General features: G+C 47.5%; 11 protein-coding genes. 7 read left to right on the top strand and 4 right to left on the bottom strand.

Going from position 1 to position 16458, the window contains the following annotated elements:
* Window positions 1–60: 60 nt before the first annotated feature.
* Both ICL80_RS01070 and ICL80_RS01065 read right to left on the bottom strand, forming a co-directional pair.
* Window positions 61–384 carry a DUF167 domain-containing protein gene (locus ICL80_RS01070; protein ID WP_194214297.1) on the bottom strand — a complete coding sequence of 108 codons (324 nt, stop codon included), beginning with the start codon at window positions 382–384 and terminating at the stop codon, window positions 61–63.
* 17 nt (window positions 385–401) lie between these two features.
* Window positions 402–692: a YggT family protein gene (locus ICL80_RS01065; protein WP_194214296.1), complete on the bottom strand. Its 291-nt coding sequence runs from the start codon at window positions 690–692 to the stop codon at window positions 402–404.
* Window positions 693–897: 205 nt separating this feature from the next.
* Between ICL80_RS01065 and ICL80_RS01060 the strand changes: the two genes are divergently transcribed.
* From ICL80_RS01060 to arsB, 7 genes are all read left to right on the top strand, one after another.
* Window positions 898–3900 (top strand): NHL repeat-containing protein, encoded by a 3003-nt coding sequence (locus ICL80_RS01060; protein ID WP_194214295.1) that lies wholly within the window; start codon window positions 898–900, stop codon window positions 3898–3900.
* Between the two features lie 483 nt (window positions 3901–4383).
* Window positions 4384–4800, top strand: coding sequence for a hypothetical protein (locus ICL80_RS01055; RefSeq protein WP_194214294.1), 417 nt, complete (start codon window positions 4384–4386; stop codon window positions 4798–4800).
* Between the two features lie 207 nt (window positions 4801–5007).
* Window positions 5008–7176: a TonB-dependent receptor gene (locus ICL80_RS01050; RefSeq protein WP_228073719.1), complete on the top strand. Its 2169-nt coding sequence runs from the start codon at window positions 5008–5010 to the stop codon at window positions 7174–7176.
* Between the two features lie 270 nt (window positions 7177–7446).
* Window positions 7447–9990: a TonB-dependent receptor gene (locus ICL80_RS01045; protein WP_194214293.1), complete on the top strand. Its 2544-nt coding sequence runs from the start codon at window positions 7447–7449 to the stop codon at window positions 9988–9990.
* 171 nt (window positions 9991–10161) lie between these two features.
* A complete protein-coding gene (locus ICL80_RS01040; RefSeq protein ID WP_194214292.1) occupies window positions 10162–11622 on the top strand; it encodes an inorganic phosphate transporter in 1461 nt (486 codons plus the stop codon).
* Window positions 11623–11749: 127 nt separating this feature from the next.
* On the top strand, window positions 11750–12130 hold the full coding sequence (locus tag ICL80_RS01035; RefSeq protein WP_194214291.1) for an ArsR/SmtB family transcription factor: 381 nt from the start codon (window positions 11750–11752) through the stop codon (window positions 12128–12130).
* Between the two features lie 172 nt (window positions 12131–12302).
* On the top strand, window positions 12303–13349 hold the full coding sequence (arsB, locus tag ICL80_RS01030) for an ACR3 family arsenite efflux transporter (protein WP_194214290.1): 1047 nt from the start codon (window positions 12303–12305) through the stop codon (window positions 13347–13349).
* Between the two features lie 59 nt (window positions 13350–13408).
* Here the strand turns inward: arsB and polA are convergent, their stop codons facing one another.
* Together polA and ICL80_RS01020 are read right to left on the bottom strand one after the other, a co-directional pair.
* Window positions 13409–16192, bottom strand: coding sequence for a DNA polymerase I (gene polA, locus ICL80_RS01025; RefSeq protein WP_194214289.1), 2784 nt, complete (start codon window positions 16190–16192; stop codon window positions 13409–13411).
* A gap of 56 nt (window positions 16193–16248) precedes the next feature.
* Complete coding sequence (locus ICL80_RS01020; protein ID WP_194214288.1) at window positions 16249–16428, bottom strand: zinc-finger domain-containing protein; 180 nt, start codon at window positions 16426–16428, stop codon at window positions 16249–16251.
* Window positions 16429–16458 lie beyond the last annotated feature (30 nt).

Genomic DNA, 16458 nt, shown 5'->3' with positions numbered 1-16458 from the left:
CACCCCCTTATCAAAGTTATGACAAAAATGTAGCGCAATGTGGGGCGCTATCAAGCGGGGTTATTTTTCTGGCAACTGAAGCGCGGTAATAGAGGCCCGCAGCGATGCTGTAAGGGCGTCGCTTTCACCCAAGATGAGCACTGTTTTACGCCGTGATAGTTCGCCGCTTATAAGCTGGAAAGCTGATTTGGGTTGCCCCAGCTCTTTTGACAGCAGCTTTATGAGGGCTGTATTTGCTTTGCCTTTTTCAGGCACAGCAGTAACGGATGCATAGAGCACCTTGTGATTGTCTTGATCAAGGCCAATTCTAACAAGGGCGTTTTTAGAGGCCTTTGGGGTTAACTTAATAGAAAGAATAACCCCATTTTCATGCGATTTCAGCACGGCGGCCTTAGCCCTGCCTAGAAAAACAGAGGCGCGATTGATGTGTTAATTAAAATCTGCACAAACGCGATGAGCAAAAACAATGCTAGAACAGACAAATCAACACCGTTTATAGGGGGAATAATGCGCCTGATGGGCCGCACCGCAGGCTCTACAAGGCTGCTGAGAAAATTCATGATAGATCTTACAAATTGCTGATGTGTATTCAGGATATTAAAGGCCACCAGCCAGCTTAATATCACATAGGCAATCAGCACGAATTTAAATAGATCAAGTACCGTATTTATAAGCCAAAAAACAGCAACCATCGCTTTCTTTCTCCCTGAAGCTAAGTATCCTTTACTTAGCATGCTACTTGCATTTGATGTAGGAAATAGTGTGGCTAAATTCAAGGAAACGGCAAATGTTGCCTATGTACGCGAGTCGTTTGGCCTAGGATTGGCTATAAAACTGGTAAATATTGCCGAGTAGGCATAATTTGCCGCTTAAACGCGAAAGCAATGAAAACAGGTTATGGCTTTTTTTGGGACATCAGTCAGTTTTTCTAGCCTTTTTGGGGTTGCGGGCCAGCAGTCTTCCCGGACCCAAATTATTGGCTTTGACAGTTCCCTGATTTCAGCTTCTGTAAGTGCAAAACTAACCCAGTCATCCCTGCGGAGTTTGTCGGCAGAAGACCGGGCAGCCTATAGCATTGATCTGAACGCCAATACAGTTGTGCCGCCGTGGCAGCAGGCGGAAGAAACATCGTCACTTGAAGCGCGTGTGCGTTCAGTGCGAGAACTTACAAAATTCATAGACCTGAATGATGATATCTTGAACTCTGTTAAAGGAAATTCAGATAAAACCGCTACATTTGCATTGTACCGCGCGCTTGAAAACCTGCGCGTCCTTGCTGAGTATGCTTCTGCTGATACAACGTCCAAATCTTCCCTCGACCGACTGAATGCCAAGTTTCAAGAGGGGTTTGATCAGGTTAGGGATTATATTTCTACGGCTGAGCTGGATAAGCTATCGCTGTTTTTGGGGGAAAAGAAATATACCACCGAAGCCGCAGTTAGAACTGGTAAAAACGGTACCGGGTTTGATGGTTCGCTGGTGGTTGATAACCCTAATGAGGCTATAGCAGGGCTAACGGGCACTGAGGTGTTCACTATTACGCTTGAAAAAGGCGGCGAGTCTGACGAGGTGACGGTTGACCTCAGTACACTTTCAGGCGCGCTTTCCTTGAATAATATTGTGGCCCATATCAACGAGCAGATTGAATCTGTCACTGCACTTGACGACGAAGGCGAAGAATATGTCAAGTATCAGACCCGGTTTGATATTCACCGGGATGGTACATCTGGCAGATACGGTTTGCAGGTAGACGGCACTATCACGGAAGAGGTTTCTTTTGCAGCGGCCGTTAGTGAACCCACGCTTTATGTGACATCATCTGTGAGCCAGCTTGACGATGATTATGCCATTACCAGCCGCATTTCAGAATTTAATAACCTGAGCGGTACGCTCACACTTGACGATACAACATCTTTTGCAGCGATTGACCTTGAGGGAACTGATATCAAGGAACGCACAAAAGATATTGAAGAAGACGATGTTGACCCGGCGATTGCTGCCCTGCGTGACAAATTTAGGGCCGAGGCACTGGAATCTGTAACTGATGACGACGACGATGATGACGAAGAGGATACCGACAATACATCCTCGATCACCAATATAGACAGTGACTATAAGGTGAACGCTGATACGTCTGCCTCGCGTATTGCCGTGACCAGCGACGGCGGTATTTATGTGGTTGGTACGTCTGATGGTACTTTTGGCCACCAAATTAACACCGCAAGCGAGCAGGATGTTTTTCTGACCAAGTTTGATAGCGAGGGCAATCTTGTTTTCTCTCGGCTGTTAGGCGTGTCGGAGAGTGCGGAAGCTTATGGCATTACGGTGGACAGTGAAGACAATGTCATCATTGTTGGAAAAACGGAAAGTGCGCTTTCAACGGCAGACGCAGTGAGTAGTGAAAACGGAGATGCGTTTATCACAAAAATAAGCAAGCGCGGTGACGAGGTCTTTCGCTACCAGTTGGACACTTTTGCTGAATCGGGTGCTTATTCGGTTGCGGTCGATTCAAACGATGACATTTATGTTGGTGGCTATACAAAATCAGCTATCAGTTCTTCCTCCGGTTTTTCCGGTGGCAGCGATGCCTTGATCCTTAAACTGAATGGCAGCACAGGCAAGCTGACTGATTCCAATGTTTTTGGTACCAGCGGGAATGACGTGATCCGCGGTATTGCAGTTGATGCAAATAACAATCTGGTCGTAGCGGTTGAAGAAGGCGACAATGCGGTTGTTTACCGCGTTGATGGTTCTGACCTGACAAACCATACCAGCAGTGTGAACCTTGGTAACCTTGGGACAAGCGGGTCGATCCAGAGTATTACAATCGATAATGCGAACGGCGCGGTTTATATTGCCGGTGTAACAACAAACGCTAGTCTGAATGCAGGCGGTGCTGCAACGCTAAATGAAACTGCACTTGGCGGGCAGGAAGGCTTTGTAAGTGGCTTGACACTTTCTGGCACAACGGACATTGCGGCAAACTTCACGACGTATTTGTCAACCAGCGGCACAGATAAAATTGCTGATGTGGTGGTACAGGACGGTGTTGTTTATGTTGCCGGTTCAACCACACAAACATTGGCGGGTGAAACTGCTCGTGGTGCCACCGATGGCTTTGTAGCGCGTGTTGATGGCAGTAGCGGTGCACTGGGTGATGTGCAGCAGTTTGGTGAAAGCCTGTCGCGCTCTAATGTTACTGGTATTGCCTTTACCAATAAAGGCAATTCGGTTCTTGAAACACTGGGGCTACCAACGGGCGCTATCAATGCTGATCAGACACTGGATATTGAAAGCCAGACCTCAGCCCGTGAAGGTGATTTCTTTTATATTTCCATTGATGGTGGCACCAAGAAAAAGATTACCCTTGAAGACGGCGATACCTTTGATGACATAGCAAGAAAGCTGAAAATTACCGGCATTGGCAAAATAAAAGTTGAAGTCACGTCAACCTCTGAAGGCGACAAGCTGAAAATTAGCACGGTTGATAATGGTGTTGCTATTGATCTGCTGCCCGGCACCGGAGGCAGAGACCTGCTTGAGCGGTTGGGGCTGGAAGCAGGGAAGTTGCTGCCGAAAAATGAAGTTTTCGATTTAAACAGTGATGACGATGATGAAGCTGATAGTTTAGGCGGTGTCTACGGCCTTAAACTTGACGGTGAACTGCATATTAAAGACAAAACTACGGCTAAGTATGTGCTGGGCTTGCTGGATGATGCGATCTCTACAATTCAGCGTGCTTTTCGGTCATTGGAATATAATCCATTTCGTGATTTGTCTAATAACTCCTCAAAGCAGGGTACAGTGCCTCAGTATCTACAAAACCAGATTGCCAATTTCCAATCGGGCTTGGCAAGGCTACAGTCGGGTAGCTCTTCCAGCGTTAACTTTTTCGTATAATTCAATAAAATAGAGTGCTGAATTTAGGGCGTGGGTTTGCGTACTTGTTCTGGGCCGCGCATAAAAAAACCGCCAGCTGGCGGTTTTATCTCTCGAGCAGGTGCGCGGGAACAGGTGCACGATTGGGGGTCGAGTAAATAAATTACCCATTCCCGCAACCCCTGCTCGAGAGGTACTTGTATATATACAAAGAGCGTGCCAGAAAAATGTAATAATAAAATTATTATATAACAGTATCTTAGGGTTTACTGTGTTGGGCATGGAGAAAATACTCTGCAACATTGTCTTTATTTACAACAAAATAATTGCAAATAAAGACAATGTTGCAAATAGCAATTTAGGGTCGTCAGCTTTACAGGGACGACTGCCTAAAAGAGCACATGTGTTAATATTATCTAGCATATCTTATGGTACTATCTAGCGCTATGATGTCTGGTAATATGACACCTAGAGATTACACTACTAAACAGACAGGAAATGATTGTGCGGACAGGACTATTAATTTTTGCTTTTTTACTGAGTAGCATTTTCATGCCTTTTGCTGCTGCGTCTGAAGAGGAGAACAGTGGAGAGGTTCCGACGGAGGGTAAATACAAAATCACACTTGAGCCGTTCAATTTTGCTGTCATTAAACGTGGTCGTGTTGAGGGGCAGGCGAACTTGCAACTTGTTCTAGAGCTTGATGATGGTAAAGACTATGAAGACATTAATAACCAAATTCCTAGAATCCGCTCTGATATCTCCATTGCTTTAACAGATTTGGCGCGCCAGCAATTCAGTGTTGACCGCCCCGTGGACCCGGATTTGGTCAGCGCGTACCTAACCCCTTTTCTGGACTACCGTTTAGGTAAGGGAAAGGTGGAAGTGTTTGTTATAAAAGCAATCATTGAACCTAAATAATGGATACCATTACTGTTGTAAAATAGATACAACTGTTTTTTTCCTTACACTAACTCCCCCACAATTCCTTGACGGAATCTTAATTCATCCTATCCAATATATATCGGGAAGGAACCGCTGTGCTTTTTAAACAGTGGTTGGAATTGCAACTGGGGATAGGCTGACTGGGGAAAGTCGCGCCTGTTCTCCACCATGGGGAGACTTGAAGTGACATCTTATTCTTTTAAGAAATCATGCAGCATGCTCGCGCTCTATTCAGCGGCTGCAACAGCGTTTGCCGTACCGGTAGTGGCACAAGACGCTGATACAGATAAACAAGGTAACGCTTTACTCGAAGAAATACTGGTAACAGCAACCAAAAAATCGGCACTACAAAATGCGCAGGATGTACCTGTTGCGGTAACCGCTTTTGGGGAACGCCAACTCGATGCCGTACAGTTCCGCGATCTTGAAAGCCTGTCTTTCAAAATGCCAAACGTATCTCTTGATGATATTGGCACCTCACGCGGTGTGGCGAACTTCACCATTCGCGGTATTGGTGTAAACAGCTCCATTCCTTCAATCGACCCAACAGTGGGTGTGTTTGTGGATGGTGTTTATCTGGGCCTTATTTCTGGCGTTGTGTTTGATCAGTTTGATCTGGCAAGCGTTGAGGTTCTACGCGGTCCGCAAGGTCTTCTGTTTGGTCGTAACGTAACGGGTGGCGCGGTTTTGATGAATACCATCAAGCCAAGCTTTGAAACAAAGGTGCGCGCACGTGCGGCGTATGAAAGTGGTGATAATTTTATTTTGAACGGTACGCTTACTGGCCCGGTCATTGAAGACAAGCTCGCACTAAAGCTTGCTGTTCATTACAATAACGACGGTGGTTACTTTGATAACCTTGTAACAGGCACGAAAGTGGGTAAAGCGGAAACATTGATCTTCCGCCCTGCCTTTACACTGCGCGCGTCTGATGATGTTGAGGTCACAGTACGCTACGAACACGGCGATGCTGAAGGTGATGGCCCTGTAACACAGAACCGCGGTCTATATGATCGCACCACCTTTGATCTTGGCTATGACAATATTGGTTACTATGACAACACATGGGACCAGTTGATCGGCGAAATAAATATAGATGTAGGTACTGGGGCTATTACCAACATTACGGGCTGGCGTAAAAGTAAGGGCTTAAGTGGTGGCGATATTGATGGCACACCGCTTGCTCTCTTTCACTCAGATGCGCTTACAGAAGCAGAGCAGTTCAGTAATGAATTACGCTATAATGGTACATTCGAAAACTTTGACCTGACTGCAGGCCTGTTCTATTTTGATCAGGACTTGGTGTACCGTGAACACCGGTTTCTGCTGTTTGGCGCTGCGGATTATACTGGCGGTGGTGATCAATCGCAGTCAACAAAGGCAGCCTTTGCAAGTGTAGACTATAACCTGTCAGACACACTGACACTGAACGTTGGCTTGCGGTATACAAAAGAGAAAAAAGCGGCTGATATTGCAACCTTGCCACTCAATGGCTGTGCTATTGATACAACCCCTTGTAGCTATGATTTCGCAGATGAAGAAAGCTGGGATAGCTGGTCGCCAAAAATTGGCCTGCAATGGACACCAAAAGACGATATGCAAGTTTATGGTTTCTTTACGCAGGGCTACAGGTCTGGTGGCTATAATATGCGGAACACCTCACCCACAGCCTCTCCCGGTCCGTTTGGGCAGGAAAAACAGAACTCGTTTGAACTGGGTTTGAAACTTGATAATGCTGATAAAACCATTCGTTTGAACGCAGCGGCTTTCTATAACAAGCTCTATGATCTGCAGCGGGAGGTTAACCTACCTGACCCTACGGCTGGTGTAGTTCAGATTATTAGGAATACTGCGGATGCCCGCGTGATGGGCTTTGAAGCCGAACTTATTGCTCAGCTTCATGAAAACCTCACATTCACGGGGTCTATTGGTGTGCTGGATGATAAATATACCTCTGCCATCTATGACATTAGCGGTGACGGGGTTGTTGATGACGGCGATACCGCCTTGCAGTTGCCGCGTCTTGCACCTGTCACATGGGGCGCTGGTTTGCGCTATTCTGCACCCGTTGCTGATTGGGGCTCTCTGTCTGCGGGCGTAAACTTCAATCATAGAGACCAGTCTTATTATAACGATGCCAATACGGCTATTTTGGATGCGGTTGATATGCTGGATGCCAGCATCACGCTGGGTGTGATGGACGATAGTGTTAAGTTTACCGTGTTTGGTAAAAACCTGCTGAATGAAGTGTATGCAGGCGGCGAAACGCTGTTGCCATTTGGTCCTGGCCATACTCTTTCACCGCTTAAAAAGGGTCGAGTGTTTGGTGTAGAAGCGAAATACAGCTTCTAGGATATATGAGGTTTATCCTTAAACAATCAAAAGGCGGCTTTGGTCGCCTTTTGTCATTGGGGCACAGTGTAAAACTATATTTTAAAAATCCTGACTATTTGAGCAAGAATGACTTGACGTATGCAAAAGCAGAGCACATCATTTTTTCATAAAGGCCAGACAGAGCGACTGGGCACAAAAAAGCGGGAAGGCTTTTTTTACGCTGTAAAGTTGTAACGGTGGTGCGCTATTTTCTGTTCTGGATGGGGAATTCATAATGGGGAGTAATCTATGAAAAAGATTAGCTATGGTCACGTGTCTTCAAAGTTTATGGCATCAGTGGCAGTATGTGCCGCTGCCTTGGGTGCGGCATTACCCGCCCATGCGCAAGCAGATACAGGTAAACATTTTGCCCTTGAAGAAATTGTTGTAACGGCGCAGAAGCGTGAAGCAACACTGAAAGATACCCCTATCGCTGTATCTGCGGTGGGTGGTTCAACCATGGAACTGGCACAGCTGCGCGATATTCGTGACCTGCAAGTGTTGGTACCTTCCCTGCAGATTGCGCAGCGGGCGTCTGCGTCGAACACGTCCTATTCCATTCGTGGGATCAGCTCCTCAACCTTCAACTTTGGCCTAGAGCCTGCTGTTGGGGTGTTTGTTGACGGTGTGTATAGGTCACGCAACGGTGCCTCAGTGAATGACTTTCTCGGTATTGAGCGGATAGAGGTTCTGCGCGGTCCGCAGTCAACCTTGTTTGGTAAAAACACTACAGCAGGGGTTGTGAACATCATTACAAAAGCCCCTACATATGACACCGGGGTTGAGGGTGAGCTGACATACGGCAACTATGATGCTTTTGTGGCAAAAGGTGCCATTAACCTGCCGATCACAGAGGACAAGCTGGCCGTCCGGCTCGATATGAACTGGAACCAGCGTGACGGCGTGATTGACAACTATGATGGTCGCGAACTGAATGAACGAGACCGTTATGGTATGCGCGGGCAGGTTCTGTATGAGCCATCAGAAAACACACGGGTGCGGCTCATTGCTGATTATAATAATCTGAATGAAGAATGCTGCGCGGCACCATTTTTTGAAATAACACCGCAAACACAGCCTATTTTATCGTTGCTGGGCAGCCAGATTACGGCTGTTGACCTAAAAAGCCGCACCACTTTCATTAACGGTGAGGCACGGGCAAAACTAACTACATATGGCTTTTCTGGCCAGATTGATCATGATTTTGATAGCTTTACCCTTACGTCCATTACCGCATACCGCGACTATGACGAATATCAGAATATTGATGCCGACTTTTCTGACCTGAACCTCAATAGCCACCGTATATTGAACCAGTCCTATAACACCTTTACGCAGGAAATAAGGTTAGCCTCGACAACAGACAAGCCTGTACAGTGGATGGTGGGTGCCTATTATTTCAAGCAGGATTTGCAGGCCACAAATTCAACCGTTCAAGGCGCGGCCCTCCGGCCGTTTGCAGATTTGCTGACATTTGATGCTGACGTTGGGCTTAGCGCTATTTCTCAGCTTGAAATTGGTCTAGGTGTTCCCTCTGGTACTTTCCTTGCTAATGGCTCTGGTCAGCTTGCGGGTATTTTTGACCAAACCAACGAAACGTATGCGGCTTTTGGCCAAGTTGACTGGCATGTATCGGATGACCTGACAGTCACCGCTGGTGTGCGCTACACACATGATAAAAAGTCAATGGTATCTGATATCACGATTGATGACCCATTTGCTGCACTTGATTTTGTTGAAATTTTTGTGGGGCAGGCTGTGCAGGCAGCTGCGGCACAAGCAGCTGCTAATGGTGTACCGCAGGATGTTATTATAAGTACGGTAATACCGCAGGCCACAGCGCAGGCATCTGCAGTTGCAACAAACCCTGATATTAATCCTCTGTTGGCGCTTGGTGCGCTGCAGTTCTTCCCGCCAGCGCCTGATGTGGACGGTGACATCAGTGACAGTGCTATTACTGGCAACCTGATTGTTAGCTATGATGTAAGCGAGAAACTGAATCTTTATGCAAGCTATGCCCGTGGTTATAAGGGCGGTGGTTTTGCGCTCGATTCTGCGGCAGCGCGTGTGGGCAGCTTCAGTTTTGATAACGAAACGGTGAATGCCTTTGAACTAGGTGTAAAGGCTCGGCTTATGGATAACCGTATGAGCCTTGATTTTGCGCTTTATGATCAGACAATCAATGATTTTCAGGAAAACCTGTTTGTGGGCAGTTCCTTCATTCCAGGGAACGCGGGTAAAATCAAAGTTCGTGGGCTTGAGTTTGACGGCAAGTTTCAGGCAACGCCAGAACTGTTACTTACCGCCGGGTTCCTGTGGAACTTTAAGGCGGAATACGCTGAATACCTAAACGGCCCATGCCCTGTGGTTGCACAGGAGAATTGTACGCCTGTGCAAGCGGAAGGCGGCACAGCGATTGTTCTGGTGCAGGACCTAAGTGGCACGCGTCTTTCTGAAGCGCCAAAATTCTCAGGCAACTTTACCGCAACCTATATGAAGCCTATCGGTCATGATCTTGAAATGTTCCTGCGCGGACAGCTTTATTATCAGGGCTATGCTTCTTTGGCGTCAGATGCAGACCCAAGGCAGTTTCAGGATGCTTATGCGCTTGTAGATGCCTCCATCGGTGTTGGGGCAGAAGATGGCAGTTGGCAGCTACAGTTCTGGGGCCGTAACCTGTTTGATAAGTTCTATGTTATCGACACATTTAACTCCACCTTTCCAGGTGGTAGCCTAGATGCCTATGTTGGTGATCCGCGCACCTACGGCCTGACCCTCAGGTTCAAATACTAGGGTTTGTATAATGATCAGGAAAAGGGCGGCGTTAGCTGCCCTTTTTTTTACTCTCTTGTTTGCAGAAGTTATTAATCTATTCGTGTCATTACTGTTTCAGTTTTATGACACATGCGGTATAGGACCATAAGTTTCAGTGCGCGTAAATGTTACATAAACAAGGGGCTAGGGATGGATACGCATAAGGTCGACGTTGATCTTAAAAAAGTACAGAGTTTCATGGCGGGGGCCAGAAAGCAGCGTAAATCAATGTCAAACATTGGTTTTGCCCTCCTGTTTATGGTGGCTGTCCTCCTGTATACAACGGCTATGCATGGTATATCTGGAACCGGTGTTCTGGTTGTAGGGGCGGCCATGATTGGCGCTTATATGGCCATGAATATTGGTGCTAATGATGTGGCAAATAATATCGGCCCCGCTGTTGGCTCGAAAGCCCTTACAATGGTCGGTGCCCTTATTATTGCTGCCACATTTGAGGCAGCGGGTGCCCTGATCGCAGGCGGCGATGTAGTATCTACTATCCGAAAAGGCATTATTGACCCTGCGGCAATAGCGGATCAAATGGTATTTATCTGGGTTATGATGGCGGCACTTTTGTCGGCGGCACTTTGGCTTAACCTTGCCACATGGTTCGGCGCACCGGTTTCTACGACACACTCGATTGTGGGCGGTGTTGTTGGGTCTGGCATAGCGGCAGCAGGAGCCTCCAGTGTTGATTGGTCGCAAATGTCAGCCATTGCAGCGAGTTGGGTTATTTCGCCGCTTCTGGGTGGTATTATTGCCGCCTTGTTCCTCTATTTCATTAAACGATCTATCCTTTGGAAAGAGGATATGCTGGAAGCATCCCGGACATGGGTACCTGTTTTTATTGGTATTATGGCTGGGGCTTTTTCTATGTATCTGGTTATGAAAGGCCTCAAGAATATTTGGAAGCCAGATACCGCCATGTTGTGGCTGGTTGCGTTTGGCGGCTTTGCGCTTACGTGGGTTATTACCCGCCCGCTGGTTGCAAAAGCCTCTCTCGGACTTGAAAACAGGCGGCGTTCTGTCGCGAAACTGTTTACCATGCCTCTTATTTGTTCAGCAGCGCTGTTATCCTTTGCGCACGGTGCCAACGATGTGGCGAATGCAGTCGGGCCGCTTGCCGCGATTGTGGGCGCTATTGATGCTACCACACTTGACGGTGGTAAAGTGGGTATTCCCATCTGGGTAATGGTGATTGGGGCTATTGGTATTTCAATTGGCCTTATACTTTTTGGCCCCAAGCTTATCCGTACAGTGGGTGAAAAAATAACGAAGCTAAACCAGATGCGGGCTTTTTGTGTGGCGCTATCTGCCGCGATTACTGTGATTGCGGCAAGCTGGCTTGGTTTGCCTGTTTCTTCAACCCATATTGCAATTGGCGGTGTGTTTGGTGTTGGTTTTCTGCGCGAATATCTGGGCAGTATCCGCGATAGCAAAGGCAAGAAAAAAGCATTAACGCTTAAAGAAGCGCGAATCATTAAAAAGCGTAAATTGGTACGCCGCCGTGAAATGTTTACGATTGCGGCTGCATGGATTGTAACAGTACCAATCGCAGGGCTTTTGTCGGCGAGCCTCTTTTATATCCTGTATCACACGTTTGAAGGATAAGGCTGTAAGAGTAGGGACTACATAAAGGGTACTTTACCTATAAGTGGCACCCCACGCGTAATGCGTTCGGGATCTCTTGCAAATTGCTATATTGACGAGCGTCTTTAATTTCCATATATCTAGACATATGGAAATTAAAGACGCTACCATTATATTCTCTACGCTCTCTCAAGAAACCCGGCTGAGAGCCTTTCGGCTACTTGTGAAAGCGGGAAAGGCGGGGCTAGCTGCTGGCAAGATCAGTGAGCTTCTTAGTACACCGCATAATACCATGTCGTTTCATCTGAACCATCTCGCGCATGCTGGTATCATATCTTCTCGCAAGGATGGGCGATCGGTCATCTATTCTGCCAACTTTGAAATTATTCAAAGCCTGATAGGTTTTATCGTGAAGGATTGTTGCAGTGCTGAATTTGCTAACATTCGGGAAGATTCAGAAAAGGGATGTTCTGTCATTGAACTGGCTGTCTGTTGTACGCCGGATATCAAGGTTCTATCTACCCCATGAGTAACGGGCAAAAACTAGGACATTAACGACCAGCCAAACGACGATGTTTCTTACGAAAATTACGAGATGATGTAGCTAATGAACCATATTTTTGTTTTATGTCTAGGTCTCTTCACTCTTGTGAGTACTGGGGGCAAACCAGCGGGATATTCTATGCAAAAAGGGAACTGTTATGACTGATCAAGCCCCCGCGCCACTAGGTATATTTGAGCGTTACCTTTCTCTTTGGGTGGGTTTATGTATTATCACGGGTGTCGGTTTTGGCCTAATGGCCCCCGGCATATTTCAGACTATCGCCTCCCTTGAATACGCAAGCGTTAATCTGGTTGTTGCTCTTTTCATCTGGGTTATGATTTACCCCATGATGGTGAATGTTGATTTTGCCTCGCTTAAAGATGTGGGGAAAAAGCCAAAAGGGCTTTGCATTACGCTCGTTATAAACTGGTTCATCAAGCCCTTTTCGATGGCAGCGCTCGGTATCTTATTCTTTGAGTATTTTTTTGCAGGGCTTGTTAGCGCACAAGATGCCAAAGAATATATTGCAGGAATGATCCTGTTGGGTGTTGCACCGTGCACCGCCATGGTGTTTGTATGGTCGCAGCTGGTGAAGGGTGATGCCAATTACACACTCGTGCAGGTCACTGTAAATGATATCATTATGGTGTTTGCCTTTGCGCCTCTTACGGCGCTTCTGCTTGGTGTGACTGATATTATAGTCCCTTGGGAAACGTTGCTTCTATCCGTTATTCTTTATGTACTAATTCCCCTCGGGGCAGGGTATTTCACCCGTAAAAAGCTGGATGGAGCCGGTAATCATCAACAGATTGCCCGCTTCACTGCCCGAATAAAGCCATTTTCTATCATAGGGCTGCTTGCTACTGTAGTGTTGCTTTTTGGGTTTCAGGCTGAGACAATTGTCGATAAACCGGTGGTCATAGCCCTCATTGCTGTGCCTCTTCTTATCCAAAGTTATGGGATTTTTATAGCAGCATATGGCTGGGCTTATCTGTGGCGCGTTCCGTTTAGTACCGCCGCGCCCGCCGCTTTGATTGGCACATCAAACTTCTTCGAGCTGGCGGTGGCGGTTGCTATCAGTCTCTTTGGGTTGAACTCCGGTGCGGCACTGGCGACAGTAGTGGGTGTCCTTGTAGAAGTACCCGTAATGCTGTCGCTGGTTGCCTTTGCCAACAAGACCAAGCGGCATTTTTCAAAAACTTAAAGCAAAGTTAAAGCCGTACATCATAAAAGCCTAAAGGCCTTGGATACTCTGGTCCCTCTCTAGTGGGCCTCTTGCCAGTTATGGCCGGTGCCACAGTCTACCACAAGGGGCACACTAAGGTTAAGGGCTGGGGCGCAGGCATTTTCCATAACCGTTTTGATCAAAGGAATAGCATCCGCATCGCGGCCTTCTGGTAGTTCAAAAACCAGTTCATCGTGCACTTGCAAGAGCATGCGTACATCGGTCAGGCCAGCATCCTTCAGGGCGCCGGGAATACGAACCATTGCCCGGCGGATAATATCAGCCGCTGTGCCTTGAATAGGGGCATTAATGGCGGCACGTTCGCCGAACCCGCGTTTCATGGGGTTTTTCTCTGATAGGGCAGTGACATGGCATTTGCGACCAAACAGAGTTTCAACATAACCGTGCTCTTTGCCAAACTCCACCGTTTTATCCATGTAGGCACGGATGCCGGGGAAGCGCTCAAAGTATGCTTCAATATAATGAGCGGCTTTTTTGCGTTCAATGCCTAACTGGCGGGCCAGCCCAAAGGCTGAAATGCCGTAAATAATGCCAAAGTTAATGGCCTTGGCTTGGCGGCGGATCATGGGGTCCATGCCTTCAATCGGCACACCAAACACTTCGGATGCTGTCATGGCATGAATATCTGTGCCTGCAGCAAAAGCTTTTTTCAAGGCCGCGATATCAGCAATGTGCGCAAGGATGCGCAGCTCGATCTGGCTATAGTCAGCAGCAAGTAAGATATTACCTGTTTCAGCCACAAAAGCCCGCCTGATTTTGCGACCTTCTTCTGTACGAATCGGAATATTCTGCAGATTCGGGTCGTTTGATGACAGCCGGCCTGTGGTGGTGGCTGCCATGTGGTAGCTTGTGTGCACGCGGCCTGTTTTAGTGTTCACCTGTGTGACAAGCGCATCTGTATAGGTGCTTTTCAGCTTCGAGAACTGACGGAACTCCATAACCTTTGCTGGAAGTTCGTGGCCATCAGCTGCAAGTTTTTCAAGTACATCTACATTGGTGGTCCATGCGCCTGTTTTGGCTGATTTTTTGCCGCCTTCAAGCCCCATGTCTTCAAACAGGATTTCGCCTAACTGCTTGGGCGAGGCCACATTGAACGGCCTGCCGGCCATGGTTTGTATTTCTTTATCAAGGCGTTCAATGCCCACGGCAAACTCGTTCGAAAGGCGCTGCAGGGTGGGTACATCAACCTTAATGCCTTCTCGCTCCATAGCAGAAAGAACCGGTGCCAAGGGCCGCTCTAATGTTTCATATACTGTTGTTACCCGTTCTGTAGCGAGTCGTGGTTTGAGCACCTTGAATAGGCGCAGGGTAATGTCAGCATCTTCTGCTGCATAATTGGTTGCTTTATCAAGGGCAACTTCGCTGAAATTGATTTGGTTTTTGCCGGTGCCCGCCACTTCCTTGAAGGAAATAGGAGTAATATCCAGATGAATGCCAGAAAGCTCGTCCATGCCGTGACCGTGAAGACCAGCATCTAGCGCATAGGACATCAGCATAGTGTCATCAATAGGTGCCAGATTGATGCCTTCGCGCGCAAAAATTGACATATCATACTTCAGGTTTTGCCCAATTTTGAGAACGGATTTGTCTTCCAACATGGGCTTGAGTGCCGCAATAACATCTGCTTTTGCCAGCTGGTTTGGCTTTTCAGATAACAGATCACCGCCGTTTGCCCCGTGACCAACCGGAATATAACAGGCTTTGCCGGGTGTAACGGAAAGGGAAATGCCCACAAGATCAGCCGCGCTTGGATCAAGGCCGGTTGTTTCTGTATCAACCGCTATTTCGCCGCTATGATAGGCAAGGTCAATCCAGACTTTTAATTCTGCCATGTCTGTTACACAGCTATACTCTTTTGCAAGGGTTTCAACCGCTTCGCTAAGGGGGTCTTTTGGTAGGTCTTGCCCCCATTTTTGCAGCACCTTAACCTTGAGTGACCTGAATTGCTGGGATTCAAAAAAGGCTATCAGCGGCTCTGGTTCTGGTGGTGTTAAAGCAAAGTCGTCAATGGGGTGCTCAACAGCAACATTTCTGTCTAGGGTTACAAGCTGGCGGCTGATCCGCGCCTGTTCTGCAAATTCGATCAGGCTTTCGCGGCGTTTATTTTGTTTTATCTCGTGCGCGCGCTCTAACAGGGTATCAAGGTCACCATATTCATTAATAAGCTGTGCGGCCGTTTTAATGCCAATGCCCGGTACACCCGGCACGTTATCAACACTATCTCCAGCGAGGGACTGAACATCAACCACATGCTCTGGCCCAACGCCGAATTTTTCAATAACACCATCACTGTAAGTACGTTTGTTTTTCATGGTATCAAACAAGTCAATACCATCTTCCAGAATTTGCATGAGGTCTTTGTCGGAACTGACAATCGTAACCTGCCAGCCTTTCTCGCGTGCACGGCAAGCATAGGTGGCGATCAGGTCGTCGGCCTCAAAGCCCTGCATTTCAATGGATGGCAGTCCAAAGGCCTTTACAGCCTCCCGGATAAGTGGGAATTGGGGGATTAGGTCTTCTGGCGCTGGTGGCCGGTTGGCTTTATAGGCCGGGTATATATCAGAGCGAAAAGTTTTGCGCGCAGTATCAAAAATAACGGCAAGGTGTGTTGGCTTGTCGTTATCGTCCAGATCCTGCAAGAGTTTCATCAGCATGTTTGAAAAGCCGAAAACCGCACCCACAGGGGTGCCGTCGGCGCGTGTCATGGGCTTGCCGCTGTACGCCATGGCATGATAGGCCCTGAAAATATAGCCTGAACCATCAATCAGGTATAGGTGATTAGTGCCGTTTTCTGCTGACATGGTGCCTCATTTCTCGCGCTATATTTTCGTGGTTAAAGGGCTATTGCTCCTGCATATCAGCTTTTGTCTGATATGCCGCCCTTCAGAATGAAGCGCTTGTCACAGTAAGGGCATTCTATCTGATCATGGTCATCCATGGTTAGATATACACGTGGGTGACCAAGCGGGCCTTCATCGCCGTCGCAGGCAATCTTACGTGTATCAACAAATATAGTTTCTGGTGCATCAGGCGTCATGGGATTATTATCTCCAGAAAGTGATCTCGG

Source organism: Kordiimonas pumila (genome assembly GCF_015240255.1).
GTDB lineage: Bacteria > Pseudomonadota > Alphaproteobacteria > Sphingomonadales > Kordiimonadaceae > Kordiimonas > Kordiimonas pumila.
The sequence above is the reverse complement of the archived record's forward strand: the minus strand, read 5'-3'. Positions and strand labels throughout refer to the sequence as shown.